This is a genomic window from Ewingella sp. AOP8-B2-18, assembly GCF_052376015.1.
Taxonomy (GTDB): Bacteria; Pseudomonadota; Gammaproteobacteria; order Enterobacterales; family Enterobacteriaceae; genus Ewingella; species Ewingella allii.
The window spans coordinates 232,020-258,690 of sequence record NZ_JBQSVB010000003.1; the positions used below are offsets into that span (position 1 = coordinate 232,020).

General features: G+C 55.2%; 22 protein-coding genes and 1 other RNA gene. 17 read left to right on the forward strand and 6 right to left on the reverse strand.

Annotation, left to right across the window (positions count from 1 at the left end; genetic code table 11):
* Positions 1-17 precede the first annotated feature (17 nt).
* The 6 genes from ACT3RR_RS08975 to ACT3RR_RS09000 all read left to right on the forward strand — a co-directional run bounded on the left by ACT3RR_RS08975 (position 18) and on the right by ACT3RR_RS09000 (position 8,345).
* A complete protein-coding gene (locus tag ACT3RR_RS08975) occupies positions 18-1,100 on the forward strand; it encodes a LacI family DNA-binding transcriptional regulator (protein WP_496200136.1) in 1,083 nt (360 codons plus the stop codon).
* Positions 1,101-1,236: 136 nt separating this feature from the next.
* The gene (locus ACT3RR_RS08980; RefSeq protein ID WP_496200137.1) at positions 1,237-4,335 is read left to right on the forward strand and encodes a beta-galactosidase; all 3,099 of its coding nucleotides are present in this window, start codon (positions 1,237-1,239) and stop codon (positions 4,333-4,335) included.
* A 60-nt stretch (positions 4,336-4,395) separates the two neighbouring features.
* A complete protein-coding gene (locus ACT3RR_RS08985; RefSeq protein WP_396131391.1) occupies positions 4,396-5,664 on the forward strand; it encodes an MFS transporter in 1,269 nt (422 codons plus the stop codon).
* A gap of 138 nt (positions 5,665-5,802) precedes the next feature.
* Complete coding sequence (gene mscS, locus ACT3RR_RS08990) at positions 5,803-6,708, forward strand: small-conductance mechanosensitive channel MscS (protein WP_396131392.1); 906 nt, start codon at positions 5,803-5,805, stop codon at positions 6,706-6,708.
* Positions 6,709-6,881: 173 nt separating this feature from the next.
* Positions 6,882-7,499 carry an arginine exporter ArgO gene (gene argO / locus ACT3RR_RS08995; protein ID WP_353503347.1) on the forward strand — a complete coding sequence of 206 codons (618 nt, stop codon included), beginning with the start codon at positions 6,882-6,884 and terminating at the stop codon, positions 7,497-7,499.
* Between the two features lie 126 nt (positions 7,500-7,625).
* Positions 7,626-8,345: an oxidative stress defense protein gene (locus ACT3RR_RS09000; protein ID WP_072009911.1), complete on the forward strand. Its 720-nt coding sequence runs from the start codon at positions 7,626-7,628 to the stop codon at positions 8,343-8,345.
* Between the two features lie 88 nt (positions 8,346-8,433).
* On the opposite strand, the gene ACT3RR_RS09005 is transcribed toward ACT3RR_RS09000, so the two are convergent.
* Positions 8,434-9,336 carry a LysR family transcriptional regulator ArgP gene (locus ACT3RR_RS09005; protein ID WP_034793031.1) on the reverse strand — a complete coding sequence of 301 codons (903 nt, stop codon included), beginning with the start codon at positions 9,334-9,336 and terminating at the stop codon, positions 8,434-8,436.
* Positions 9,337-9,572: 236 nt separating this feature from the next.
* Here ACT3RR_RS09005 and rpiA point away from each other — a divergent pair, with 236 nt between their 5' ends.
* Positions 9,573-10,235, forward strand: a complete 663-nt coding sequence (gene rpiA / locus ACT3RR_RS09010) for a ribose-5-phosphate isomerase RpiA (RefSeq protein WP_496200201.1) — start codon at positions 9,573-9,575, stop codon at positions 10,233-10,235.
* A gap of 394 nt (positions 10,236-10,629) precedes the next feature.
* Positions 10,630-11,868: a phosphoglycerate dehydrogenase gene (gene serA, locus ACT3RR_RS09015; protein WP_353503346.1), complete on the forward strand. Its 1,239-nt coding sequence runs from the start codon at positions 10,630-10,632 to the stop codon at positions 11,866-11,868.
* Between the two features lie 322 nt (positions 11,869-12,190).
* Here serA and asr read toward each other — a convergent pair whose 3' ends face one another.
* The 4 genes from asr to zapA all read right to left on the reverse strand — a co-directional run bounded on the left by asr (position 12,191) and on the right by zapA (position 14,136).
* Positions 12,191-12,622 carry an acid resistance repetitive basic protein Asr gene (asr, locus tag ACT3RR_RS09020; RefSeq protein ID WP_034790559.1) on the reverse strand — a complete coding sequence of 144 codons (432 nt, stop codon included), beginning with the start codon at positions 12,620-12,622 and terminating at the stop codon, positions 12,191-12,193.
* 301 nt (positions 12,623-12,923) lie between these two features.
* Positions 12,924-13,520, reverse strand: a complete 597-nt coding sequence (locus ACT3RR_RS09025; protein WP_496200138.1) for a 5-formyltetrahydrofolate cyclo-ligase — start codon at positions 13,518-13,520, stop codon at positions 12,924-12,926.
* Between the two features lie 39 nt (positions 13,521-13,559).
* A non-coding RNA gene (ssrS, locus tag ACT3RR_RS09030) (6S RNA) lies at positions 13,560-13,743 on the reverse strand.
* Between the two features lie 63 nt (positions 13,744-13,806).
* Positions 13,807-14,136, reverse strand: coding sequence for a cell division protein ZapA (gene zapA, locus ACT3RR_RS09035; RefSeq protein WP_034793021.1), 330 nt, complete (start codon positions 14,134-14,136; stop codon positions 13,807-13,809).
* Positions 14,137-14,396: 260 nt separating this feature from the next.
* Here zapA and ACT3RR_RS09040 point away from each other — a divergent pair, with 260 nt between their 5' ends.
* The 7 genes from ACT3RR_RS09040 to gcvP all read left to right on the forward strand — a co-directional run bounded on the left by ACT3RR_RS09040 (position 14,397) and on the right by gcvP (position 23,724).
* The gene (locus ACT3RR_RS09040; RefSeq protein WP_034793019.1) at positions 14,397-14,969 is read left to right on the forward strand and encodes a YecA/YgfB family protein; all 573 of its coding nucleotides are present in this window, start codon (positions 14,397-14,399) and stop codon (positions 14,967-14,969) included.
* A 45-nt stretch (positions 14,970-15,014) separates the two neighbouring features.
* Positions 15,015-16,331 (forward strand): Xaa-Pro aminopeptidase, encoded by a 1,317-nt coding sequence (pepP, locus tag ACT3RR_RS09045; protein ID WP_496200139.1) that lies wholly within the window; start codon positions 15,015-15,017, stop codon positions 16,329-16,331.
* Between the two features lies 1 nt (position 16,332).
* Positions 16,333-17,511, forward strand: a complete 1,179-nt coding sequence (ubiH, locus tag ACT3RR_RS09050; RefSeq protein ID WP_496200140.1) for a 2-octaprenyl-6-methoxyphenyl hydroxylase — start codon at positions 16,333-16,335, stop codon at positions 17,509-17,511.
* A gap of 22 nt (positions 17,512-17,533) precedes the next feature.
* Positions 17,534-18,760 carry an FAD-dependent 2-octaprenylphenol hydroxylase gene (gene ubiI / locus ACT3RR_RS09055; protein WP_353503342.1) on the forward strand — a complete coding sequence of 409 codons (1,227 nt, stop codon included), beginning with the start codon at positions 17,534-17,536 and terminating at the stop codon, positions 18,758-18,760.
* Positions 18,761-19,222: 462 nt separating this feature from the next.
* Entirely contained in the window at positions 19,223-20,317 is a 1,095-nt protein-coding gene (gcvT, locus tag ACT3RR_RS09060) for a glycine cleavage system aminomethyltransferase GcvT (protein ID WP_496200141.1), read from the forward strand.
* Between the two features lie 42 nt (positions 20,318-20,359).
* Positions 20,360-20,746 (forward strand): glycine cleavage system protein GcvH, encoded by a 387-nt coding sequence (gene gcvH / locus ACT3RR_RS09065; RefSeq protein ID WP_185689256.1) that lies wholly within the window; start codon positions 20,360-20,362, stop codon positions 20,744-20,746.
* 104 nt (positions 20,747-20,850) lie between these two features.
* Positions 20,851-23,724: an aminomethyl-transferring glycine dehydrogenase gene (gene gcvP / locus ACT3RR_RS09070; protein WP_496200142.1), complete on the forward strand. Its 2,874-nt coding sequence runs from the start codon at positions 20,851-20,853 to the stop codon at positions 23,722-23,724.
* Positions 23,725-23,794: 70 nt separating this feature from the next.
* Here the strand turns inward: gcvP and ACT3RR_RS09075 are convergent, their stop codons facing one another.
* Positions 23,795-24,472 carry a GntR family transcriptional regulator gene (locus ACT3RR_RS09075; RefSeq protein ID WP_353503340.1) on the reverse strand — a complete coding sequence of 226 codons (678 nt, stop codon included), beginning with the start codon at positions 24,470-24,472 and terminating at the stop codon, positions 23,795-23,797.
* A gap of 136 nt (positions 24,473-24,608) precedes the next feature.
* On the opposite strand from ACT3RR_RS09075, the gene ACT3RR_RS09080 reads away from it, so the two are divergent.
* Positions 24,609-25,295 carry a DUF2848 domain-containing protein gene (locus tag ACT3RR_RS09080; RefSeq protein ID WP_496200143.1) on the forward strand — a complete coding sequence of 229 codons (687 nt, stop codon included), beginning with the start codon at positions 24,609-24,611 and terminating at the stop codon, positions 25,293-25,295.
* Positions 25,296-25,312: 17 nt separating this feature from the next.
* Positions 25,313-26,662 carry an amidase gene (locus ACT3RR_RS09085; RefSeq protein WP_496200144.1) on the forward strand — a complete coding sequence of 450 codons (1,350 nt, stop codon included), beginning with the start codon at positions 25,313-25,315 and terminating at the stop codon, positions 26,660-26,662.
* Positions 26,663-26,671 lie beyond the last annotated feature (9 nt).

Genomic DNA, 26,671 nt, shown 5'->3' on the forward strand with positions numbered 1-26,671 from the left:
TCCGAAGGTAGAAAGCCATGAAGCCAAAATCTGTCACTCTTGATGATGTCGCGCGCCATGCGGGTGTGTCCTATCAGACCGTTTCTCGCGTCCTGAATCAGGCGGCGCACGTGTCCGTCAGAACGCGCGATAAAGTCGAACAGGCGATGGCTGAGCTGAATTACGTCCCAAACCGTGTTGCTCAGCAACTGGCGGGCAAAAAAAGCTTCACTCTCGGGCTGGCGACTACCGAACTGGCGCTGCACGCACCTTCACAAATCGCATCTGCGATGAAAACTCGCGCGAATCAGTTGGGTTTCAACGTTGTGATTTCGATGATCGACAACTTGAGTCTGGCCGCCTGCCGTACGGCGGTGAACGAACTGATGTCACAGCGGGTGGATGGGATTCTGATCAACGTGCCGCTGTCAAATGATGATGCGACAGCAATAGCTCAGCTTTGTGGCACTTTGCCGGCGCTGTTTCTGGATGTGGATCCCGAAGCCGACGTCTTCAAAATTCTGTTCGATCCGCATTGCGGGGCTGAGCAGGGGGTGGAACATTTGCTGGCGCTTGGACATCAGCAAATCGCGGTGCTGACTGGTCCGCTCGAATCTATCTCTGCGCGTTTGCGTTATGAAGGCTGGATAAACACGCTGGCTATGCGTGATATTACACCCTGTGCGATTCAGCACGGCGACTGGAGCGCGGCGTCGGGTTATCAGCAGGCGTTTTTACTGCTCAATCAGCCGAAGCGTCCGACAGCCATTCTGGTCGCCAATGACCAGATGGCGCTCGGTGTCCTGCGTGCCGTGCATGAGTTTGGTCTGCGGGTGCCGGAACAAATTTCGGTGATTGGCTATGACGATACTGAAGACAGTGCCTTTTTCTTCCCGCCGCTGACCACCATCAAACAGGATTTTCGCCTACTGGGGCATGAGAGCATCAATCGACTGTTGGGTAATCTGCATAATCATGACAATCATCACGGTGGCTCCCTGTTGTTGCCCACTTCTTTGGTCGAGCGCCATACCACTGCCAGACCAGGCGCAGAAAATGTCTCACAGGAAACGTTGTCTCAGGAACTGATCCGGATCGCGCATCAGCTTAGTGCCCTGTAAACCTTCTTTGTAAACACTGACTGGCGCGGAATTTGTGATCCGCGTCCCTTTCCTGAATTCCTCCGCTTTACTTACTCTCTTCAGATAAGCATGTTTACATTATTGTGAGCGTATAACAATTTGCCGAGAAGAGAGTATGAACCCATCTGCTGAAGATAAATTATCATCGCTGGCCACCGTTCTGGCCCGCCGTGACTGGGAGAAACCTGCCTCGACGCAGTGCAATAGATTACCTGCGCATCCGCCGTTTAGCAGTTGGCGTGATGCTCAGGAAGCCAGAAAAAATCAGCCTTCAGCAAAAATCCGCTGCCTCAATGGCGAATGGGGTTTCAGCTATTTTAACCGCCCGGAGGCAGTTCCTGAGCAATGGTTGCAACAGGATCTGGTTGACGCCGATCGCCTACAGGTGCCATCAAACTGGCAGCTGGCAGGCTATGACGCGCCAATATATACCAATGTTCAATATCCGATCCCGGTGGATCCGCCGTTTGTACCCGAAGAAAACCCCACCGGTTGTTACTCGCTCACATTTTCTGTGGATCATGACTGGCTGAGCAGCGGACAAACGCGCATCGTGTTTAACGGCGTCAATTCGGCGTTCTATTTATGGTGTAACGGCAAGTGGGTCGGTTACTCACAGGACAGCCGTTTACCGGCTGAATTCGATCTCAGCAATGTTTTACACACTGGAGAAAACCGTCTGGCTGTGATGGTGCTGCGCTGGAGTGACGGCAGCTATCTGGAAGATCAGGATATGTGGCGCATGAGCGGCATTTTTCGAGATGTCACGTTACTGCATAAACCGGTGGAGCAAATCACCGACTTGCAGGTGCGCACGCATCTATTCCACGGTTTCACGCAGGCGGAGCTGGAAGTCCAGGTCAGTGCCGCCGTGCCGCAGGAAACTGCGACTGATTATCAGGTACGCGTCGAACTTTGGCAGGGCGATAAAGCGGTAGCAGAACATCAGCAACCGCTAGGCAGCGAAATTATTGATGAGCGGGGTGCAGTGTATGACCGTACTACGCTGCGCCTGCCAGTTAGCCGGCCGAAATTGTGGAGCGCAGAACAACCAGCGCTATATCGCGCGGTGATTTCACTGATTTCACCGACAGGCCAACTTATTGAAGCCGAAGCGTGCGATGTCGGTTTCCGTCAGGTTGAAATCAGCAACGGATTGCTGAAAGTGAACGGTCAGCCAGTGCTGATCCGAGGCACCAACCGTCACGAGCATCATCCTGAAAACGGTCAGGTTATGGATGAAGCCACCATGCGTCGCGATATTGTGCTGATGAAACAGCACAACTTTAATGCCGTGCGCTGCTCGCATTATCCGAATCATCCGCTGTGGTACAAGCTGTGCGACGAATACGGCCTGTACGTGGTGGATGAAGCGAATATCGAAACCCACGGCATGCAGCCGATGAATCGCCTGTCGGACGACCCGCTGTGGTTTAACGCTTTCAGCGAACGCGTCACGCGCATGGTTCAGCGCGACCGCAACCATCCCTGCATCATCATCTGGTCACTGGGCAACGAATCAGGGCATGGCGCAAACCACGACGCGCTCTATCGCTGGATCAAATCTGTCGACCCTACCCGTCCGGTGCAGTACGAAGGTGGGGGGGCTAACAGCGCAGCAACCGATATTATCTGTCCGATGTATTCCCGCGTTGAACAGGATCAGCCGTTCCCGGCGGTACCAAAATGGTCGATTAAAAAGTGGATCAGCATGCCGGATGAAACACGCCCGCTGATCCTCTGCGAATACGCTCATGCTATGGGCAACAGCTTCGGGGGATTCGATAAATACTGGCAAGCTTTCCGCCAGTATCCGCGTCTGCAGGGCGGTTTCGTCTGGGACTGGGTTGATCAGAGCCTGACCAAAACCTCGCCGCAGGGCAAAAGTTATCAGGTTTACGGCGGCGACTTCGGCGACACGCCGAATGACCGCCAGTTCTGTATGAACGGTCTGGTATTTGCCGATCGTACGCCGCATCCGTCCTTATTCGAAGCGCAGCGTGCACAGCAATTCTTCCAGTTCTCGCTGATCTGCACCTCACCTTTGACGATCGAAATTCAAAGTGAATATCTGTTCCGCGACAGTGATAACGAGCAGTTAGTCTGGCGTATTGAACATGACGGCGAAGTGATTTCACAGGGGGAAGCGGCGCTGAATATAGCGCCAAATGGTAAACAGACGTTAGAGCTGGGTGATATCCCGCAGGCCGAAGGTGATGTGTGGCTGAACGTTGCTGTACATCAGCCGCAGGCGACCGCGTGGTCTGAAGCCGGACATCGCAGCGCTTGGGATCAATGGCAGTTACCACAACCTCTGAGCCTGCCGGTGGCGGAGAGAATCCCCGCAGCTGCGCCGGTTTTGGATCAGCAGGGCGATCTGATTTCTGTGGCACACGGCGCGCAACGCTGGCAGTTCAGTCAGCAAACTGGGCAGCTTGAACAGTGGTTTGATGGCGAAACGCCGCGGCTACTATCTGCGTTGCGCGACCAGTTTGTCCGCGCGCCCGTCGATAACGATATCGGCGTCAGTGAAGTGAGCCGTATTGATCCGAATGCCTGGATTGAGCGCTGGAAAGCCGCTGGAATGTATCACCTGGAATCGCGGCTGCTGAATATCAGCGCCGATCAGTTGCAGGACAGGGTGGTGATTACTACCACTCATGGGTTTATGACCGGTGAAGAAACGCGCCTGCTGAGTCGCAAAATTTTCAGCATCAATAATCAGGGCGAGTTGCATATCAGTGTCGACGTTCGTGTGGCGTCAAACGTGCCGTCACCGGGACGCATCGGCCTGACCTGTCAGTTAGCGGACAACGCTGAGAACGTCAGCTGGCTGGGGCTAGGGCCGCACGAAAACTATCCCGACCGCCGTCTGGCGGCGCAACACGGTCGCTGGGATTTGCCGCTGGCTGAGTTGTATACGCCATACGTTTTCCCCAGCGAAAACGGCCTGCGCGGTGAGACCCGCGAGTTGGATTACGCCGGATGGAAGTTACGCGGCAATTTCCACTTTGGTCTGAGCCGCTACAGTCTGCGCCAGCTGATGGATACCAGTCATCGTCACTTATTGCGTGAAGAAGAGGGCACATGGTTGAACATCGACGGCTTCCATATGGGCGTCGGCGGCGATGATTCATGGAGCCCAAGCGTCAGCCCGGAGTTCCTGCTGACAGCCGGCCAGTACCATTACTCGTTCATTTGGAAACGTGCCTGACAGCCTGTGCCGCTGGGTTAATTCCCAGCGGCGCAATATTCAGACGTAAGGAAACTGCTTATGTATTACCTGAAAAACACTAACTTTTGGATGTTCGGGCTGTTCTTCTTTTTCTACTTTTTCATCATGGGCGCCTACTTCCCGTTCTTCCCTATCTGGCTACATGACATCAATCACATTAGCAAAAGCGATACCGGCACTATTTTCGCCAGTATTTCGTTATTCTCGCTAATGTTCCAGCCGGTGTTTGGTTTACTTGCCGATAAACTCGGGCTGAAAAAACATCTGCTATGGATCATCACCGGCATGCTGGTTTTGTTCGCGCCGTTCTTTATTTATGTTTTTGGCCCGTTACTGAAAATAAACATTTATCTTGGCTCGGTGGTTGGGGGGATTTACCTCGGACTGATTTACAACGCCGGTGCCCCCGCTATCGAGGCTTACATCGAAAAAGTCAGCCGTCGCAGCAGCTTTGAATTTGGCCGGGCGCGTATGTTTGGTTGTGTCGGCTGGGCGCTCTGCGCATCAGTGGTCGGCATCATGTTTACCATCAATAACGAATTCGTGTTCTGGCTCGGCTCCGGCTGTGCGGTGATCCTCGCCATTCTGTTACTGCTCGCCAAACCGGAGGTGACATCAAGCGCCCGGGTGGCCAACGAACTGGGAGTGAACTCCAAATCGTTCAATCTCAAATTGGCGCTTGAGCTGCTGAAAGACAAAAAACTGTGGTTTCTTGCCCTGTACGTGATTGGCGTTTCCTGTACTTATGACGTATTCGATCAGCAGTTTGCCAATTTCTTTACCTCGTTCTTTTCTTCATCTTCAGAAGGGACGCGCGTCTTTGGCTACGTCACTACCCTGGGTGAATTGCTGAATGCCTGCATCATGTTCTTCGCGCCGCTGATTGTGAACCGCATAGGTGGTAAGAATGCTTTGCTGCTAGCCGGGATGATTATGTCGGTGCGTATCATCGGCTCTTCATTTGCTTCTTCACCGCTGGAGGTGGTGGTACTGAAAACGCTGCATATGTTTGAAATACCTTTCCTGATTGTGGGCTGTTTCAAATACATCACGTCGGTGTTTGAGGTGCGTTTCTCGGCAACGATTTATCTGGTCACCTTCTGCTTCTTCAAGCAGCTGGCAATCATGTTTATGTCCGTCTTTGCCGGGAACATGTATGACCGTATCGGTTTCCACGGAACGTATCTGATCCTTGGGTTGATCGCACTGACCTTCACGATAATCTCAGCCTTCACGCTGAGTGGTCGCGGGCCACTGCAGGCCTTTAAATCTCCTGAACCGCTGAAAAACAACCATGCAAATTCCTAATTTTACTGAAGTCTTTCCCGCAGGGTTGGCACTTCAACGCATTGTTAGTTACCCTTAAAAGCTTGAGGAGTCCATCCGCTGGTTTTTTCAGCGTGGTTTTTCTGGTTACCCGCGTGGGTACTTTTAGGGGTGTTTCGAATGGAAGATTTGAACGTTGTAGGCAGCATTAACAATGCTGGAAATTGGCTAGTGCGCAATCAGGAATTATTGCTGCACTATGCCGTGAATATTGTTGCCGCGATCTTTATCCTGATTGTCGGTTTAATTATCGCTCGCGTGCTGTCAGGTGCAGTGAGCCGTGTGATGAAACTGCGTGGCATTGATCTGACGGTGTCAGACTTCCTTGCTGCGCTGGTGCGTTACGCCATCATCGCCTTCACGCTGATTGCCGTGCTGGGCCGTATTGGCGTGCAAACCACCTCCGTCATCGCGGTTATCGGTGCCGCCGGTTTAGCCGTAGGTTTGGCGCTGCAAGGCTCGCTGTCGAACTTCGCTGCGGGCGTGCTACTCGTTATCTTCCGTCCCTTCCGCGCCGGTGAGTATGTCGATTTAGGCGGCGTTGCGGGTACCGTGACGCAGGTGCAGATCTTCTCCACCACACTGCGTACCGTTGACGACAAAGTGATTGTGGTGCCGAACGGCAAAATTATCGCGGGTAACATCATCAACACCTCTCGCGAGCCAAACCGCCGTACCGAGATCATCGTTGGTGTCGGTTATGACTCCGATATCGACACGGTGAAGAAGGTGCTGGGCGACATTATTGCGGCCGACAAGCGCATTCAACACGACAAAGGCGTAACCGTTCGTCTGAACGAAATGGCGGCTTCCACGCTGAATTTCGTGGTGCGCGTATGGACCACTAACGGCGATGCGCAGGAAGTGAACTGGGATCTGCTGGAAGCTTTCAAGCGCGCGCTGGACAAAAACAACATCAATATTGCTTACCCGCAGATGGATGTTCATCTCTATCACGTGGCCGATGCCGCGGCGAGCCAGCAGGAAGATCAGCGTTCAATCGAGCAAAAAGGCGTGGCGGAATAAGCCTCCTTCAGCTCGAATCCAACAGGCGCCTGCGGGCGCCTTTTTTATGCCTGTGACTCAGGCAATTAGGTAATTAGCGGAGCTTATGAAGGATTAGAATTATCAATTTCCGCTAATGACCAAGCTCGCATAAACTGCGCGTCATTCCACTTTGGATTTTTAAGGATTTCGACGTGCTGGCAATATTCTTTCAAGGGTTAGCGATGAGCGCGGCCATGATCTTACCCATCGGGCCGCAAAACGCTTTTGTAATGAATCAGGGGATCCGTAAGCAATATCACCTGATGATCGCCTCGCTCTGCGCCATCAGCGACGCCCTGCTGATTTGCGCCGGCATCTTCGGCGGCAGCGCGCTGCTCAGCCAGTCACCGACCATTCTGGCGCTGGTGAGCTGGGGCGGGGTGGCCTTCCTGCTGTGGTACGGCTGGGGCGCGTTTCGCACCGCCTTTGCCAAAAATCCTGAACTCGCACAGGCGGAAGTGGCGAAGCAGAGCCGCTGGAAAATCGTGGTCAGCATGCTGGCCGTGACCTGGCTCAATCCGCACGTCTATCTCGATACCTTCGTGGTGCTGGGCAGCCTCGGTGGCAGCCTGAGCAGCGACGAGCGCTCGTGGTTTGCGCTGGGTGCCGTGATGGCGTCGGGTATCTGGTTCTTCGGCTTGGCCATACTGGCCGCGATGCTCTCCCCTTGGCTCAACAGTGGCAAAGTGCAGCGAGTGATTAACTTCGTGGTCGGCGCGATCATGTGGGGAATTGCCGTTCAACTGGCTCGTCAAACGCTGCACATGTAAACTTTCCCGCCGGGCATTTTTAAGATTTTGTCCCTAATCTTCCCCTGTTAATTGCTCTACTATGCTAGGGTTTTGAGGTTAGTGAACGAGTTTAATGCCAAATCTGGAATGATTAATGGAGGCACTGTGAAATTAAAAGCATTGGCGATGGCTGCAATGTTGGGATTAGGGACGTTACCTGCTGCACTTCAGGCTGCTGAGGTACCTGCGGGTCCCCACGTAGTAACGTCAGGGACTGCCAGCGTGGACGCAACGCCGGATATTGCGACACTGGCGATTGAAGTCAATGTATCGGCCAAGGACGCCGCGTCAGCGAAGAAACAGGCTGACCAGCGCGTGGCAGAGTATTTTGCATTCCTACAGAAGAACGGTATTGAGAAGAAAGATATCAACGCCGCTAACCTGAGCACCCAACCCGAATATAACTACCTGAAAGATGGCGGCACCGAGCTGAAAGGCTACCGTGCCGTGCGTCAGGTTCAGGTGACTTTGCGTCAATTGGATAAACTGAATGACCTGCTGGACGGTGCGCTAAGTTCCGGCCTAAATGAGATTCGCTCGGTAGAGCTTGGGGTGGCGAACCCAGCAAGCTTCCGCGATCAGGCTCGTCAGAAAGCGATTGATAACGCAACAGAGCAGGCTAAATCACTGGCCGAAGGCTTCCACGCCAAGCTCGGCCCGGTTTACAGCATTCGCTACCACGTCGCCAACTACCAGCCAATGCCGGTAGCGCGTATGTATAAAGCGGCTGAAGCCTCTGCCCAGAGCGACGCGGCGCAAACGTACGAGCAGCAAAGCATCCACTTTGACGATCAGGTCGACGTGGTATTTGAGCTGCAACGCTAAGTCGTTGATTGCTTGAGCTGATTGTTTAAGTTTAATGCTTAAAAAGAAAAACCCGCCTCGGCGGGTTTTTTATTGGCTAGAATGCCAATCAATCCTGACGCAGCACCTGACGGCCGTGGGCCAGCAGGGCGTCAGTGACTTTACGCATCATGCGGCTTTCTGGCGCGAAACGGTGCCAGAACAGCATCCGGCGCTGGAACAGGCCCGGCGTCAGGTCGATCAGTTCGCCGCTTTCCAGCTCTTTCTCGATTTGCAGATGTGGGATCATACAGCAGGTGGTTCCCTGACGAGCCAGCTGCACAAAGGCTTCTGACGAGTTAACGATGTGGCACGGCACGCTGCCCGGCGATAAATCGAAGTTCTGCTGCAAGAAGGCTTGATGCATATCGTCGAGATGGTCAAAGGCCACGGCCGGAGCTTTGAGCAGCGCCGAGCGGGTCACGCCGTTGGGGAAATAGCGATCGGCAAAGGGCTTGGAGGCGACAAACAGATAGTCCAGCGCGCCCAGTTGGTCTACCAGACAGCTCGGTAAAGGCTGCGGTTGAATACTCACTGCGCCCACCACTTCGCCGCGACGCAGGCGCTCTTGGGTGCGCGTTTCGTCTTCCACCTGCAAGTTCAGGCGAATGGGCGAGTCGACCAGCACGGATTTCAGCGCGGGCAGCAGCCAGGTCGCCAGACTGTCGGCGTTAACCGCCAGCGACAGCAGCAGCGGCGTGTCATTGCTGTCGGTGCCGCTGTCATTGCCCAGCCACTCCTCCTCCAGCAGTTCCACCTGATGTAACAGCGCCAGCAATTTTTGCCCTTGCTCAGTCGGGCGCGGCGGTACGGTTCTCACCAGCAGAGGCTGGCCGAACAAATTCTCGAGCTGCTTGATACGTTGAGATACCGCCGATTGAGTGATGCAAAGCTTCTGCGCGGCGCGCTCAAAACCGCGCTCGCGGATCACAGCGTCCAGCGCCTGAAGCGTTCTATAGTCTGGGCGTTTCATCGGAGTTCTGTCCCTTGGATTTAATTTATTCAAACACTATGCCACAGATTTAGCGCATTTGGGGTGGACTAAAACGGCACTCCCCGCAAGTTATTGCCAGCCGACGCTGCGCCATAACTTGACCTGCCGACTTATATAAGTGTGATCTGGCTCGGAAGGCGACTGCCCAATTTGCGGGGACATGCTTTATAATCATTGGCGTCGTTCCCCGTATGCAAAACAGCAGAGAAGCCATGATGACTCAGGAAGAATTAAAGAAAGCAGTTGGTTGGGCCGCGCTTGATTACGTGACTCCAGGCACCATTGTTGGCGTTGGCACCGGCTCTACCGCCGCCCATTTTATTGACGCATTAGGCTCCATCAAACATCAAATCGAAGGCGCGGTTTCCAGCTCAGACGCCTCCACCGCGAAACTCAAAAGCTTGGGCATCCACGTTTTCGATAGCAACGAAGTGGATGAACTGGCGGTGTACGTTGACGGTGCTGATGAAATTAACCATCAGATGCAGATGATCAAAGGCGGCGGTGCGGCACTGACGCGTGAAAAGATTATCGCAGCGATCAGTAAGAAGTTTGTTTGTATCGTTGACGCGTCCAAACAGGTCGACGTGTTGGGCAAATTCCCACTGCCGGTCGAAGTGATCCCGATGGCGCGTTCTTACGTGGCGCGCGAATTGGTCAAGCTGGGCGGCCTGCCTGAGTATCGCCAAAATGTGATCACTGATAATGGCAATGTGATTCTGGACGTGCACAACTTGTCGATTCTCAATGCCATCGCGCTGGAAAATAAGATCAACAGCATCGCGGGCGTGGTTACCGTCGGTCTGTTTGCTAACCGCGGCGCAGATATCGCGCTGGTCGGCACCGCAGACGGGGTCAAAACCGTCACGCTCAAGTGATCTGACTGCCTGAGCGATAAGTAGAAGATCTGGCTGCGCGAGTTTCGTCGCAGCCAGTCATGCTGCGGTCATAATGCAATGTTATGAAGATGATAATTTACCGCCTGAATCATCTTTTCTTCGCAAGGCCGAATTTGGTGACTTATGTCACATTCCTGCCCCATACCTCGGTAACATCCGGCTGCAAATTTCTTCCTCAGCATTAAATTCTGTAAAGCCCTCAGCTGACTGAGGCTTCTGCTAGCCACGAGGCAATCGTTTGTATTGATGATGGCGAATTTTTTGTTATGTTGGCTATGTTGCTGCCTCACGGCCGCCACGTCAGCTTTAAAAACACCATCGGTTGCACACGTCGTCAGTCAGAATAATCAGTCAGAACAAATAGGGTCGGGAAATGGCAAAAGTATCACTTGAGAAAGACAAGATTAAATTTTTGTTAGTGGAAGGCGTCCACCAAAGTGCGGTTGATACACTCCGCGCCGCGGGTTACACCAATATTGAATTTCACAAAGGTGCTTTAGATAACGAATCGCTGAAAGAGTCGATCCGTGATGCGCACTTTGTTGGACTCCGATCGCGTACTCAACTGACTGAAGAAGTATTCGCCGCTGCTGAAAAGCTGGTTGCCGTAGGCTGTTTCTGCATCGGGACCAACCAGGTTGACCTGAATGCAGCCACTAAACGCGGTATTCCGGTCTTCAACGCGCCGTTCTCTAACACTCGCTCAGTGGCTGAAATGGTGCTGGGCGAAATGCTGCTGATGATGCGCGGTATTCCGGCTGCCAACGCCAAAGCACACCGCGGCGTGTGGCACAAACTGGCCGTCGGATCGTTTGAAGCGCGCGGTAAGCGTCTGGGTATCATTGGTTACGGCCATATCGGTACACAGCTGGGTATTCTGGCCGAAGGGCTGGGGATGCGCGTCTTCTTCTACGATATCGAAAGCAAACTGCCACTGGGCAATGCGCAACAGATCGCCAGCCTGAACGAACTGCTGCAAACCAGCGACGTCGTCACGCTGCACGTACCAGAAACCCTGAACACCAAAGATATGATCGGTGCCGATCAACTGGCACAGATGAAGCCGGGCGCACTGCTGATTAACGCCTCGCGCGGCACGGTGATTGACATTCCGGCGCTGTGCGACGCTCTGCGCAGCAAGCATCTGTCCGGCGCGGCTATCGACGTTTTCCCGGAAGAACCAGCCACCAACAGCGACCCGTTCGAGTCTCCGCTGTGCGAGTTTGATAACGTGATCCTGACTCCGCACATCGGTGGTTCAACCATGGAAGCGCAGGAAGGTATCGGCCTGGAAGTGGCGGGCAAACTGGCGAAATACTCTGACAATGGTTCCACCCTGTCAGCCGTTAACTTCCCAGAAGCCTCTCTGCCAGCACATGGCGCAAACGTCAGCCGCTTGCTGCATATCCATGAAAACCGTCCGGGCGTGCTGACCAGCATCAACCAGATCTTCGCCGAGCAGGGTATCAACATTGCCGCGCAGTACTTGCAGACCAGCCCACAGATTGGCTACGTGGTTATCGATGTTGAAACCGATACCGCGACGCTATCGACTGCGCTTCAGCTGATGAAGGCCATTCCAGGCACCATTCGCGCGCGTCTTTTGTACTGATTTGATTGGCTGAAATGAATAACAAAGCCGCCGCAAGGCGGTTTTTTTATGTCTAAAATTTGGCGAGTTTTGGGTTTGGAGAGAGGGGAATTGCGGGAAAAGCGAAAGCTGAGTATTAGAGCACTTCGAACTGCATCAGGAAGGAGAGGGTGATCAGACCACAGAGGATCAAAGAACTGAGTGTGATTTCAAAAAGGTAGCGGCGCAGCATCATTATCAGCCCCTCAAGATAGTAAACCAGAGAAAAAAACACCCGGCGAACCGGGTGTTGAATAATCAGTCTTACTAACAGTGAGTGAATACTCTCACCAAGACTTCTTACTTATTTAGCTGCTGGAGCAGCTTTTTTAGCATGTTTCACGTGTTTTTTAGCAGCCTGAGCTTTCTGTGCTGGAGCAGCTTTTTTAGCATGTTTCACGTGTTTTTTAGCAGCCTGAGCTTTCTGTGCTGGAGCAGCTTTTTTAGCGTGTTTTACGTGCTTTTTAGCAGCCTGGGCTTTCTGAGCTGGTGCGGCTTTCTTCGCTTTTTTGTGTTTCTTAGCAGCCTGGGCTTTCTGGGCAGCTTTCTTGTGTGCTTTCTTATGCTTAACAGCATGCTTAGTTGGTGCTTTTGCAGCTGGAGCAGCAGCCGCTGGAGCAGCGGTAGTTGCAGCTGGCGCAGCAGCAGGAGCTGGTGCAGCAGTAGTGTCAGCAGCGAAAGCTACAGAAGACAGACCCATTGCAGCGGCAACAACCAGAGCTAATACTTTTTTCATGTTTAATTCCTCAAGAATTTCGGTTTATGTGTCTACCCCACTGCGGGGCCGATGGAAGAATAATAGGCGTGTCGAACCGCGTTGTCCGTGAGTGATTGGTTTCGGCGTGTAACGCTCTGTACAAGTCTAAAAATTCATTAATATCAATGAATTAAAGTTTTCATGTGACTTTGGTAATGTACAAAATACTAGCTTAGTTACAACATACTGAACTTATTGCATACATAAAGAGAACATAAAGGGTTAGAAACAGGGGGAGGGGGCAATAAGAAGAAGGTTAAACCGCGGGATTAGACGAATCCTACCACTGCCACACTTTGCCAGAGGTGATCACTTCAGGCAGAGGCACGTCCCAATGCTCTACCGGCAGGTTGTCGACCTGCTGGCAATCGTGCGCCAGCCCGATGGGATAGGGACCGCCGTCTTGCCAGTTTTCCAGCGTGCGGTCGTAGAAGCCGCCGCCCATGCCTAAACGCTGCCCGTGGCTATCAAAGGCGACCAGCGGCGTAAGGATAATGTCCAATTCGGATAAAGGCACAATCTGCGTGGCGTCGAGGGCCGGCTCGAGGATCTTCAGCTTATTGCGTACCAGAGTGGTGTCGGGGTCATAGCGCAGAAAAAGTAAGTTGCCGGGTGTGAAAGGGTGCAGCACCGGCAGGCAGAGCTGTTTGCCATCTGCCCACAGTCGCTGAATCAGCGGCGCGGTATCCAATTCGCCATCAAAAGAGAGAAACACCGAAATCGTACTGGCACCTTGAATACGCGAATGTGTCACCACGCGATCTGCTGCTTGAAGCGCAAAAAGACTTTGCTGTTCGGACGTGAGATTGTTTCTGCGTTGACGGACTTCAGTGCGAATTTGTTGGCGGATTGATGCGTGCTGGGGAGTGTTCGACATAGATACAACAACCAAAATGGGGTGTACCGGCTAGAAAGGGGAATCTCCGAGATGCCGTCGCAGGCTGTAACCCTTGAACCCATGGTTCAAGGTGAACGTGCTGTCGCAATCTTTAGGCTTCTCGGACGGACCGAGCATGCGCACCGATTACGGATCATCACATTCTGTTGGTACTAATTATCGGCTCAGGGGACGGGCCCGCTGGCGAACATCTCAGAGAAATTTTTTTACTCATTGCTGACTGCCTGTGACGAGCAAATCAACAACTTAGTATGAGTCATCGAACTTATTCGAAAGGAGCCCCTTCGCGTTCCGATATCTTACCTTGTTCGAGCAAAGCTTGCTCGATGGTTTGTTGCAGCATCCGAATACGTTGTTCCATATTGGAGGCATAGTCACGGGTTTTCAACCGTTCTTGAGCAAGTTCGTGACACACATTCAGTGCCGCGATGAAAACTAACTGCTCTGTATTGGTGACTCTAGTGCGAACTTTAAGATCTTGCAACCGCTGATTAAGATCCTCAGCAGCCATGTTCAATGCTTCTTGTTGTTCTGGCGGACAATTCACTCTTAACGAGCGGCCAAAAATTTGAATATCTACCGGTTGTGCAGACATGCCACCTTCCTGCCTTCTTTGAACGCCGCGCCAACACAAGCACTGTAACTCGTACAGGTCGTTGGAAGCGGCCTCACTATAACTATCTCAATACCAGGTTACAACCCCATGACGAACTGATTGCTGGATGTTTGTCCAGTGCATTTGCCGGCCAAAGAGAGGCTCAACAACTGCCATTCGCTGGTCTGCTAATCTGGTACTACGACTGACCTTGGTGGTAGCATAACACGAACTTAACCGACCAACGATGGCGAATACGCATGTCTATTGAGAATACTTATCCTACTTATGATTCGTTGGATCACGCGCTGAAACAGCAATCTGTCGCGCTGACCGCGGCGGAAATGCACGGACTTATCAGCGGCCTGCTGTGCGGCGGTAATCGTGACGGCAGCTGGCTGACGCTGGTGCATGACTTGACCAATGAAGGCATGGCTTTCCCCCACACGCTAGCGGACCTGCTGCAACAGCTGCGCAAAGCCACGGCTGACACGCTGGAAGATGACAGTTTTGAATTCAACATGTTAATGCCGGACGACGAAAAGCACATTTTCGAACGCGCTGACGCCTTAGCTGGTTGGGTAAATCACTTCTTGCTGGGTCTGGGCATGATGCAGCCGAAGCTCGCCAAAGTGAAAGGCGAAGTGGGCGAAGCCATTGACGACCTGCGCAGCATAGCCCAGCTCGGTTATGAAGAAGATGAAGACCAAGAGCAGCTGGCTTCTTCTTTGGAAGAGGTGGTCGAATACGTTCGCGTGGCGGCTATCTTATGCTTCGGCGAATTTGGTCACAGCCACCCGCTGGCACCGGAAAGCCCGCGCACGCTGCATTAATTAGTCATATAACAATAAATTAAAACCGTTTCGGGAGATGAAGTGATGACTCAGCAGGAATTCGAAAATCGCCGTCAGGCTCTGTTAGCCAAGATGGCACCGGGCAGCGCGGCAATTATCTTCGCTGCCCCAGAAGCATTGCGCAGTGCTGACAGTGATTATCCTTTCCGTCAAAACAGTGACTTCTGGTATCTCACCGGGTTTAACGAGCCGGAAGCCGCGCTGGTGCTGGTGAAAAGCGATGAGAATCACAACCACAGCGTGCTGTTTAACCGCGTGCGTGATTTGACTGCTGAGATCTGGTTCGGTCGCCGTCTGGGTCAGGACGCGGCACCCGCTAAGTTGGGCATCGACCGCGCACTGCCGTTTGATGACATCAACACGCAACTTCATCTTCTCTTTAACGGTCTTGACGCGCTGTATCACGCGCAGGGCGAATATGCCTATGCTGACGAGATCGTCAATCGCGCTATGGACAAGCTGCGCAAAGGCTCACGCCAGAGCCTGAGTGCGCCGGATACCGTCATCGACTGGCGTCCTATCGTGCATGAAATGCGCCTGTTCAAATCGCCGGAAGAGATTGCCGTGATGCGCCGCGCCGGTGAAATCACCGCCATGGCCCATACTCGCGCCATGGAAAAATGCCGCGCTGGCCTGTTTGAATACCACCTTGAAGGCGAAATTCATCACGAATTTAACCGCCACGGCGCGCGTTTTCCTTCCTATAACACTATCGTTGGCAGCGGCGAAAACGGCTGCATCCTGCACTACACCGAAAATGAATCCCAGCTGCGCGACGGCGACTTAGTGCTGATTGACGCGGGCTGTGAGTTCCAAGGCTACGCAGGTGATATCACCCGCACCTTCCCGGTTAGCGGCAAGTTCAGCAAAGCGCAGCGCGAAATCTATGACATCGTGCTGGCTTCAGAATACAAAGCGCTGGACGTGTTACGTCCGGGCAGCAGCATCCAAGAAGCCAACGAAGCCGCCGTCCGTGTGATGCTGGAAGGTTTGGTCAAGCTCGGCATCCTGCACGGCGACGTCGACACCCTTTATAGCGAGCAGGCGCACCGCCCGTTCTTTATGCACGGCCTGTCCCACTGGCTGGGGCTGGATGTGCATGACGTCGGCAACTACGGCAGCCCTGAGCGCACCCGCACTCTCGAGCCGGGCATGGTCCTGACCGTCGAGCCGGGCCTGTATATCGCGCCAGACGCCGATGTCCCTGAGCAGTATCGCGGCATTGGTATCCGTATCGAAGATGACATCCTGATCACCGCCGACGGCATTGAAATCTTCACCGGCGACGTGGTGAAAGAGGCCGATGACATTGAAGCCCTGATGGCGGCGGCCCGTAAATAATATGAGCATTATTATTGTTGGCGGCGGGATGACCGGCGCCACGCTGGCACTGGCCATCTCCGCGCTGACACATGGCCAACTGCCGGTGCATCTGATTGAAGCTTCTTCGCTGGGTGGCAGTGGTCATCCGGGGTTTGACGCCAGATCCATCGCGCTGGCCCAAGGCACTTGCCAGCAGCTGGCGCGCATCGGGCTGTGGTCTGTCTTATCCGATATCGCCACGCCAATCAGCGACATTCATGTTAGCGATCGCGGCCATGCGGCCTTTGTGAATCTCAATGCCGGACATTACGGCGTGGAAGCGTTGGGGCAGGTGGTTGAACTGCACGGCGTGGGCCAACGCCTATTTGCCAAGCTGCAAGAGGCCCCCGGCGTGACGCTGCACTGCCCGGCGAAAGTCACCGACGTGCAGCGCACGGCTGACGGCGCCAGCGTGACGCTCGACAACGGCGACGCGCTCGACGGCAAGCTGCTGGTGGCGGCAGACGGCTCTCACTCCATGCTCGGCAAAGCCTGCAACATTCGCTGGCAGCGCGAGGATTACGGCCAAATTGCGGTGATCGCCAACGTCGTCACTGGCGAACCTCATCGCGGCCGGGCTTTTGAGCGTTTTACCGAGCACGGCCCGCTGGCGCTGCTGCCGATGTCGAAAGGGCGCAGCTCTTTGGTCTGGTGCCACCCGCGCGAGGCGCAGGCTGACATTGATAGCTGGAGCGAAGAGAAATTCCTCGCCGAGCTACAGAAAGCCTTTGGCTGGCGCTTGGGTAAAATGCAGCAGGCGGGCAAGCGATTCAGCTATCCGCTGCAATTGCAGACCGCAAACAGCCATATTAGCCATCGGCTGGCGCTGGTCGGCAACGCCTCGCAAACCCTGCATCCGATAGCGGGTCAGGGCTTCAACCTTGGCCTGCGTGACGTCATGACCTTAGCCGAAACCGTGGCGACGGCGCATCTGGCCGGCAATGACATTGGCAGCTACCGCGTCTTGAGCGGCTATCAGCAGCGTCGCCAGCCGGACCAGCAGGCGACGGTCGGCGTGACCGACGGCCTGATCCACCTTTTCGCCAATCGCTATGTTCCCTTGATGGTCGGGCGCAATCTCGGCCTGATGGCGATGGAAGGCATTACACCTTTACGCGACGCCTTTACCCGCCGGACGCTAGGTTGGGTAACCCGCTGAACCTCTTCCCACAGGAAAATTTATGCAATCTTTTGATGTAGTTATCGCCGGTGGCGGCATGGTTGGCCTAGCGCTGGCCTGTGGGTTACAGGGCAGCGGCCTGCGCGTTGCCGTGGTGGACAGCCACCAACCCGACCTCGACTCTCCTCTGCCAGCCGCGCCGGGTCTGCGCGTTTCGGCCATTAACGCCGCCAGCGAGCGCCTGCTGAAATATATCGGCGTATGGGACAACATCACCGCCCAGCGCGTCAATGCCTATCAAGGCATGGAAGTGTGGGACCGCGACAGCTTCGGGAAAATTGCTTTTCGTGGCGAAGAGTATGGTTTCAGCCACTTGGGGCACATCATTGAAAACGACGTGATCCTGCGCGCCCTGTGGCAAAAAGCCGAGCACTCCTCTGACATCACTTTGCTCTGCCCGGCGACCTTGAAAAACGTGGCCTGGGGCGAAAACGACGCCTTTATTACCTTGAACGATGACCGCCAGCTCAGCGCCCGCCTAGTGGTTGGCGCGGACGGCGCGCAGTCCTGGCTGCGCCAGCATGCGGATATCCCGCTGACCTTCTGGGACTACCGCCACCATGCGCTGGTCGCCACTATTCGCACCGCCGAGCCTCACCAGTCGGTGGCGCGGCAGGTGTTTCATGGCGAAGGCATTCTGGCATTCCTGCCGCTGGCTGACCCGCACTTGTGTTCCATCGTGTGGTCGGTTTCTCCGGAAGAGGCCCAGCGTCTGTCGGCGTTGTCCAAGGAAGCCTTTAATAAAGTGCTCGCCAGCACTTTCGACCTGCGTCTGGGGCTGTGTTCCGTTGAAAGCGAACGTTTGACCTTCCCACTGACCGGCCGCTACGCGCGCAGCTTTGCCGCCCAGCGTCTGGCGCTGGTGGGCGACGCTGCGCACACCGTACATCCGCTGGCCGGGCAGGGGGTGAACCTTGGCTTTATGGACGCCGCCGAATTGGCATCTGAAATCAGACGCTTGCAGCGCGCGGGCAAAGACTTCGGCCAGCATATGTATCTGCGCCGCTACGAGCGCCGCCGCAAACACAGCGCCGCGCTGATGCTGGCGGGCATGCAGGGCTTCCGTGAACTGTTCAATGGCGATAACCCGGCGAAAAAATTGCTGCGCGACATCGGCCTGACGCTGGCGGACTCCCTGCCGGGCGTGAAGCCAAAACTGGTGCGTCAGGCAATGGGACTGAATGATTTACCCGAATGGCTGGAGCAGGATCCTGTTCGATTGAAATAATCTAATTTCAGCACCTTTTTCCCATTACTTTTTATAATGCGAGGCCGGATATCCCATTCTGCAAATGGTGAGATATCCGGCCTCTTCGTTATATAACATCGAGATTTTTGTGGTTCATTTGTAGATTTTGCGCCATGAACCCCATTTTTCTAGTCAGAAACTCTGCACAATACTCCTCGCTTATCCCTGCTGTTTCTCCAGATACTGATATTTTAACTTATGGTTAGCAGGGGGATTCGGTGATAAGTTCGACCTATAGGATAACGTTTGCGTCACCCTGTGATCCTTCGCGCTATTTGGCGTTGGCTGCTCTTATTCGGCCCAGTCACATACTTGAGTAAGCTTCTAAGACTCGCTCAGTTGCCGCCTTGATACAGCGCGAATGATTTAGGGGAAACGAGAGCAATTTATATTCCGATATTCCGACTTCGTTTTTGCATTCGCAGGTTAATGAGGATCAAGATGGTTAAGCAGACTCAGCTTTATGAACAACACGTGGCGTGCGGTGCGCGCATGGTGGATTTCCACGGTTGGATGATGCCGTTGCACTACGGCTCACAGCTTGATGAGCACCACGCGGTGCGTCAGGACGCTGGCATGTTCGACGTCTCCCACATGACGATTGTTGATCTGCACGGCACCCGCACTCGTGAATTCTTGCGCTATCTGGTGGCCAACGACGTCGCCAAACTGACCGTCCCCGGCAAAGCGCTTTATACCGGCATGCTTAACGCCTCCGGCGGCGTGATTGACGACCTGATTATCTACTTCTTCACTGAAGACTATTTTCGCCTGGTGGTGAACTCCGCCACGCGCGACAAAGATCTGGCATGGATTTCGCAGCATGCAGAAGCCTATGGCGTTGAAGTCACCGTGCGCGATGATCTGGCGCTGATCGCCGTCCAAGGCCCGCAGGCCAAAGAACGCGCTGGCACGCTGTTCACTGAAGAGCAAAAACAAGCCGTCGCTGGAATGAAACCTTTCTTTGGCGTGCAAGCCGGTGACCTGTTTATCGCCACCACCGGCTATACCGGCGAAGCGGGCTACGAAATTGCCGTGAAGCAAGAACAAGCCGCCGACCTGTGGCAGAAACTGCTCAAGGCTGGCGTCAAACCTGCCGGGCTGGGGGCGCGCGACACCCTGCGTCTGGAAGCAGGCATGAACTTATACGGTCAGGAGATGGATGAGGGCGTTTCTCCATTGGCGGCCAACATGGGCTGGACCATAGCCTGGGCGCCGGAAGATCGCGACTTCATCGGCCGCGCCGCGCTGGAAAAGCAGCGTGAGCAGGGGACCGAAGAACTGGTCGGATTGATCATGACCGAAAAAGGCGTATTACGTAATGAGCTGCCGGTGCGTTTCACCGACGCTGCGGGCAACCAGCAGGAAGGCGTTATCACCAGCGGCTCATTCTCACCGACTTTGGGTTACAGCATCGCGCTGGCTCGCGTTCCGGCTGGCATCGGCGAAAACGCCATCGTGCAGATCCGTAACCGCGAAATGCCAGTAAAAGTAACCAAACCTGGTTTTGTTCGTAACGGTAAGCCGTTGGTTTAATAACGAATTCATTAATATCTGAAAATTTTTGGAGATTCTTTCATGAGCAATGTTCCATCAGAATTGAAATACGCCGCGTCACACGAATGGGTTCGTTCAGAGGGTAACGGCGTTTACACCGTAGGCATTACCGAACACGCGCAAGAATTGCTGGGCGACATGGTTTTCGTCGACCTGCCAGAAGTGGGCCGCGAAGTGACGGCCGGTGAAGACTGCGCCGTTGCCGAGTCGGTTAAGGCGGCGTCTGACATCTATTCCCCAATCAGCGGCGAAATTATTGCCGTTAACTCTGAGCTGGAAGGCTCACCTGAACTGGTGAATAGCGCGCCCTACGGCGACGGTTTCCTGTTCCAGATTAAAGCCTCTGACGAAAGCGAAATCGCTAAGTTACTCAGCGCTGACGCCTATCTTTCAGGTATCGACGAGTAATGATGTGCTGCCCCGTAAGCCGTTTACGGGGCAGGTTTAGTCCCCGCTTGCCCGTTATCGGTTGTCTTTCGACACCACCATGCAGATTCAGGAATGCGTAGCAAATGACTCAGACTCTCAGCCAACTTGAACACAGTGAATCCTTTATCGGCCGTCACATTGGCCCGTCTTCTCAGCAGCAACAACAGATGCTGGAGACGGTCGGTGCCGACTCGTTAAATGCCCTGATCCAGCAAATCGTGCCGGTGGACATCCAACTGCCGGGCCCGCCAGCCGTGGGTGATTCCGTTACCGAACATCAGGCACTGGCTGAGCTGAAAGCTATCGCCAGCCAGAATCAGCGCTACAAATCTTACATTGGTATGGGCTACAGCGCGGTGCTCACCCCGCCGGTTATCCTGCGCAACATGCTGGAAAATCCGGGCTGGTACACAGCGTATACCCCTTATCAACCAGAAGTTTCTCAGGGCCGTCTTGAAGCCTTGCTGAACTTCCAACAGTTGACCCTCGACCTGACGGGTCTGGACCTCGCGTCTGCTTCTCTGCTTGACGAAGCGACCGCCGCTGCCGAAGCCATGGCTCTTGCCAAACGCGCCAGCAAACTGAAGAACGCCAATCGCTTCTTCGTGGCTGACGACGTGCATCCGCAAACGCTGGACGTGGTTCGCACCCGCGCTGAAACCTTTGGTTTCGACATCATCGTGGATAAAGCCGAGAAAGTGCTCGAGCTGGAAGGCGTGTTCGGCGTGCTGCTGCAACAGGTGGGCACCACCGGGCAGGTTCACGACTATCGCGCACTGCTGGCAGAGCTGAAATCACGCAAAATCATCACCAGCGTTGCCGCCGACATTATGGCGTTAGTGCTGCTGGCCGCGCCGGGCGCGCAGGGCGCGGACGTGGTGTTCGGTTCCGCCCAGCGCTTCGGCGTGCCAATGGGCTACGGCGGCCCGCACGCGGCATTCTTTGCCTGCGTTGACGAATTCAAACGCTCCATGCCGGGCCGTATTATCGGCGTATCGCGCGACGCCGCGGGCAACACCGCGCTACGCATGGCGATGCAGACCCGCGAGCAGCATATTCGCCGCGAGAAAGCCAACTCCAACATCTGTACTTCGCAGGTTCTGTTGGCGAACATCGCCAGCCTGTACGCGGTATTCCACGGCCCGGTTGGCCTGAAACGTATTGCCAGCCGTATTCACCGTCTGACCGACATTCTGGCCGCTGGCCTGAAAAAAGGTGGCCTGACGCTGCGCCATGACACCTGGTTTGACACCTTAACGGTTGAAGTGAAAGACAAAGCCGCGACGCTGGAACGCGCCCTGAGCTTCGGCCTGAACCTGCGCACCGACATCCACGGCGCCGTGGGCATCACGCTGGACGAAGCTACTTCACGTGAAGATGTGCAAGTGCTGTTCGCCGCCCTGCTGGGTGACGATAACGGCCTGGACATCGATCAGCTTGATAAAGCCGTGAGCAGCGATAATGCCTCGATCCCTGCCGCTATGCAGCGCGTAGAGCCGATCCTGACTCACCCGGTGTTCAACCAATACCACAGCGAAACCGAGATGATGCGCTACATGCACCGTCTGGAGAAAAAGGATCTGGCGCTGAATCAGGCGATGATCCCGCTGGGTTCTTGCACCATGAAACTCAACGCCGCTGCCGAGATGATCCCAATCACCTGGCCTGAATTCTCCGAGCTGCACCCGTTCTGCCCGGTTGAACAAGCTGCGGGCTACCAGCAGATGATCGGCCAGCTCTCCCAGTGGCTGGTGCAACTGACGGGCTACGACGCGGTTTGTATCCAACCAAACTCCGGCGCGCAGGGCGAATATGCTGGCCTGCTGGCTATCCGCCGTTACCACGAAAGTCGTAACGAAAGCGGCCGCCACATCTGCCTGATCCCAAGTTCTGCTCACGGCACCAACCCGGCATCGGCGCAAATGGCCAGCATGAGCGTGGTAGTGGTAGCTTGTGACAAGCAGGGCAACATTGATTTAAGCGACCTGCGCGAGAAAGCCGCTCAGGCCGGCGATGAGCTGTCGTGCATCATGGTGACTTACCCGTCAACCCACGGCGTGTATGAAGAAACCATCCGCGAAGTGTGCCAGATTGTTCACCAGTACGGCGGTCAGGTCTACCTCGACGGCGCGAACATGAACGCACAGGTGGGGATCACCACGCCGGGCTACATCGGCGCGGACGTGTCGCACCTCAACTTGCACAAAACCTTCTGTATCCCACACGGCGGTGGCGGTCCGGGCATGGGCCCAATCGGCGTGAAATCGCACCTGGCTCCGTTCGTTCCGGGTCACAGCGTGGTGCAGATTGACGGCGTACTGACTCAGAATGGCGCGGTTTCTGCGGCGCCGTTCGGTAGCGCTTCTATCCTGCCAATCAGCTGGATGTACATCCGCATGATGGGTGCGCAGGGGCTGAAGCAGGCAAGTCAGGTAGCGATTCTGAATGCCAACTACATCGCCACTCGCCTTAAAGATGCTTACCCAGTGCTGTACACCGGCCGCGACGGTCGCGTGGCGCACGAATGCATTCTGGATATCCGCCCGCTGAAAGAAAGCGTCGGTATCAGTGAAATGGATATTTCTAAACGCTTGATTGACTTCGGTTTCCACGCGCCAACCATGTCATTCCCAGTGGCGGGTACGCTGATGGTTGAGCCAACCGAGTCTGAAAGCAAAGTGGAAATCGACCGTTTTGTTGATGCTCTGCTGGCGATCCGCGCTGAAATCGACCGCGTTGCTAAAGGCGAATGGCCGCTGGAAGACAACCCGCTGGTCAACGCGCCACACGTACAAGCCGAGCTGGTCAGCGAGTGGTCCCACCCGTACAGCCGCGAGCTGGCGGTATTCCCGGCGGGCAGCGACAACAAATACTGGCCGAGCGTGAAGCGTCTTGATGACGTTTACGGCGACAGAAACCTGTTCTGCTCCTGTGTACCGATGAGTGAATATGAGTAATTAGCCAAAAGCCGTTTTGCTCCTCTCCGGATAAAGGGGGGGAGCAAAAAAGCAATCAAAACAACGCCCTTCAACCCCGCAGCAAAGCATCCCTAAACGACAAAATATGCGCCTCGGCGGCAGCTGCGGCGGCGGCGGGATCTTGCGTTTCCAGCGCGGAAATAATGGCGCGATGCTCCTCGATAACCTCAATCATATGCCCCTCTTTCGACAGCGAACTGGCCCAGAAGCGTTGCGCTCTGGCGTGTAGCACGCTGAGGATATCCTTGAGCATCAGGTTTCCGGCGATCTCGGCCAGAAGCTGGTGAAAATGGTGGTCCAGCGACACCATGCGGTTGCGATCTCGCGCCTGCACGGCGATATTCATCTCTTCATTCACCGCCGTTAACGCCGCAATGTCCTGCTGGGAAACGTGCTTACAGGCCAACTTCATGCACAGCATCTCATTCGCGAGACGCACTTCGATCAGCTCCAGCGCATCATCAATCGACAGAGGGGAAACCATCACCCCTTTGCGCGGGATTATCTGCAATAAACCTTCATTGGCCAGCCGGTGGATCGCCTGATTAATCGGCGTGCGGCCCATTTCAAGCTCCGCCATCACCTGCGCGGTATTCAAATATTCACCCGGCTTATAGCTCAGAGTGACCAGCGCCTGCTTAAAACGACGATAAGCCAGCTCATTTTGCGATAAACCCGCGTCATCCAACGCCGGCTGTGGGCGGCTTTCTGCTGCAACAGATTTCACGCATAACTCCTGCGATGGAAATTTTTAGACATTCTACACAAAATCATGGCACGGAAATCGCTTATTTAATAACTGAAGCTATAGTGAAATTTCACTGTACTTTCTAATAAAACAGTTAATAAGCGAGCCTTAAAAGATGAAATTAACCTTTACCTTACCTGCAAACACTGGCGAAACCTCACTAAACGTTCAGATTGATCAACTGGTGATCGCTGGCTGGACCGGGCGCGATCACGATGCCATCTTGCACCATATCAGTGAGCTTGAGGCGCTGGGCGTGCCCCGTCCGAGTGCAGTTCCCCTGTTTTATCGCGTCGCGACCAATCAGCTGACTCAAAGCGAAACTATCGAAGTGGTGGGCAGCGCCACGTCTGGTGAAGCCGAACCTTTTATTTTCACTCACCAGGGCGAGCAGTTTGTTTCGCTGGCCTCCGACCACACCGATCGCGAGCTTGAAGCCCATAGCGTGGCGCTTTCCAAACAGATTTGCGTCAAGCCCGTCGCCCGCCAGGCATGGAAAATGGCCGATGTCGCCGATCACTGGGATCAACTGATCCTGCGCTCGTGGATCAAAGAAGAGGGCGAATTCCGCCTGTACCAAGAAGGCCGCTTGTCCAGCCTGCGTAAGCCCGATGACCTGCTGGGCCGCTATCTCGACGGCAGCGCCCAGCCGGAAAACGGGCTGGCGATGACCTGTGGCACGGTGGCGGCGATAGGTGGCATCCGTCCTGCAACGGAGTTCCGCATGGAGCTGGTGGATGAAGTGCTGGGCCGCACCATCAGCCATGCCTACCAAAGTGCTGAATTGCCGGTGGTGGCGTAATGACGAAGGAGTTGACGATGAAACAGCTCACCCTGAGTCAGGCGCTGCAACAGCTGGCGGCGCAGGAAACCTCCTCGCTGGCTTTGACCGAGGCGGCGTTAGCGCGCAGTGAAGACCCGCAGGGGGAAGGCGCGAAGGTCTTCACCCACGTTTATCATCAGCAAGCCTTGCAGCAGGCGGCGGCGTCCGACGCGCGTCGCAAAGCGGGCAAGCCGCTGTCCGCGCTGGATGGCATTCCAGTCTCCATCAAAGACTTGTTCGACGTGGCGGGCGAAAGCACTACGGCTGGCTCGAAAGTGCTGCGCGATGCCCCGGCAGCGGAGACGCATTCCGCCGTGGTCCAGAAGCTGTTGGACGCGGGCCTGGTGATCATCGGCAAAACCAATATGACCGAATTCGCCTACTCGGGGCTGGGGATCAACCCGCACTACGGCACCCCGGCTAACCCCTTTGATCGCGCCACGCGCCGCATTCCCGGCGGATCGTCTTCCGGCGCGGCGGTGTCGGTCAGCGACGGCATGTCGCTGGGGGCGATTGGCAGCGACACCGGCGGCTCGGTGCGCATTCCGGCAGCCTTCTGCGGCTTGACCGGCTACAAGCCGACGGCGCGACGCATCTCGCAACAAGGCGTACTGCCGCTGTCGGCGGCGCTGGACTCTATTGGCGTGATCGCCCATGACCTCGCCTCCTGTCTGGCACTGGACGGCGTGATTGCCGACTCGCCGGTGAAAACCAGTGAGAAATCTCTGGCGCGGGGGCGTTTTGCGATCCCGCAAACGCTGGTATTAGACGGCGTCGACGCCGACGTGCAGCGCGCCTTTACCCGCGCGGTTGAGAAGCTAAAGCAGGCGGGGGCGCAGGTTGAGGAGATCCCCTGCCATGAGTTCGCGGAGCTGGCGGAGATCAACGCCACCGGCGGCTTTACCGCGCTGGAGTCATGGGCGTGGCATCAGAAATATATCGACCAGCAGGGCGAGCAGTATGACCCGCGCGTGGTGTCGCGCATTCGCCGCGGCGCGGCGCTGGGGCAGGCGGACAGAGAGCGTCTGGAGCAGCAGCGCGCCGACTGGCAGCAGCGGGTGGCAAAAACCATCGGCCAGTTTGATGCCCTGCTGATGCCCACCGTGCCGATGATCGCCCCGAGCATCGCCGAACTGGCCGCCGACGATGAGACCTATTTCAAAGCTAACGGCGCGGCGCTGCGCAACCCTTCGGTGATCAACTTCCTCGATGGCTGCGCGGTTTCACTGCCTTGCCATCAGGCGGGAGAGGCGCCGGTAGGACTGATGGTGGCCGCGCTGTCCCAGCAGGATGACGCCTTGCTGAGCTGGTCACTGCAAATCGAACGCTGCCTCAAAGCCCAATAACAGGAGAAA

Excerpts from the sequence above, each read along its gene's own strand:
- ACT3RR_RS08975 (WP_496200136.1), top strand. The coding sequence starts at position 18 with ATGAAGCCAAAATCTGTCACTCTTGATGATGTCGCGCGCCATGCGGGT.
- rpiA (WP_496200201.1), top strand. The coding sequence starts at position 9,573 with ATGACTCAGGAAGAATTAAAGAAAGCAGTTGGTTGGGCCGCGCTTGAT.
- serA (WP_353503346.1), top strand. The coding sequence starts at position 10,630 with ATGGCAAAAGTATCACTTGAGAAAGACAAGATTAAATTTTTGTTAGTG.
- gcvP (WP_496200142.1), top strand. The coding sequence starts at position 20,851 with ATGACTCAGACTCTCAGCCAACTTGAACACAGTGAATCCTTTATCGGC.
- ubiI (WP_353503342.1), top strand. The coding sequence starts at position 17,534 with ATGCAATCTTTTGATGTAGTTATCGCCGGTGGCGGCATGGTTGGCCTA.
- ACT3RR_RS09085 (WP_496200144.1), top strand. The coding sequence starts at position 25,313 with ATGAAACAGCTCACCCTGAGTCAGGCGCTGCAACAGCTGGCGGCGCAG.
- ubiH (WP_496200140.1), top strand. The coding sequence starts at position 16,333 with ATGAGCATTATTATTGTTGGCGGCGGGATGACCGGCGCCACGCTGGCA.
- gcvH (WP_185689256.1), top strand. The coding sequence starts at position 20,360 with ATGAGCAATGTTCCATCAGAATTGAAATACGCCGCGTCACACGAATGG.
- pepP (WP_496200139.1), top strand. The coding sequence starts at position 15,015 with ATGACTCAGCAGGAATTCGAAAATCGCCGTCAGGCTCTGTTAGCCAAG.
- zapA (WP_034793021.1), bottom strand. The coding sequence starts at position 14,136 with ATGTCTGCACAACCGGTAGATATTCAAATTTTTGGCCGCTCGTTAAGA.
- ACT3RR_RS09005 (WP_034793031.1), bottom strand. The coding sequence starts at position 9,336 with ATGAAACGCCCAGACTATAGAACGCTTCAGGCGCTGGACGCTGTGATC.
- ACT3RR_RS09040 (WP_034793019.1), top strand. The coding sequence starts at position 14,397 with ATGTCTATTGAGAATACTTATCCTACTTATGATTCGTTGGATCACGCG.
- ACT3RR_RS09025 (WP_496200138.1), bottom strand. The coding sequence starts at position 13,520 with ATGTCGAACACTCCCCAGCACGCATCAATCCGCCAACAAATTCGCACT.
- ACT3RR_RS09080 (WP_496200143.1), top strand. The coding sequence starts at position 24,609 with ATGAAATTAACCTTTACCTTACCTGCAAACACTGGCGAAACCTCACTA.
- asr (WP_034790559.1), bottom strand. The coding sequence starts at position 12,622 with ATGAAAAAAGTATTAGCTCTGGTTGTTGCCGCTGCAATGGGTCTGTCT.
- ACT3RR_RS08980 (WP_496200137.1), top strand. The coding sequence starts at position 1,237 with ATGAACCCATCTGCTGAAGATAAATTATCATCGCTGGCCACCGTTCTG.
- mscS (WP_396131392.1), top strand. The coding sequence starts at position 5,803 with ATGGAAGATTTGAACGTTGTAGGCAGCATTAACAATGCTGGAAATTGG.
- gcvT (WP_496200141.1), top strand. The coding sequence starts at position 19,223 with ATGGTTAAGCAGACTCAGCTTTATGAACAACACGTGGCGTGCGGTGCG.
- ACT3RR_RS08985 (WP_396131391.1), top strand. The coding sequence starts at position 4,396 with ATGTATTACCTGAAAAACACTAACTTTTGGATGTTCGGGCTGTTCTTC.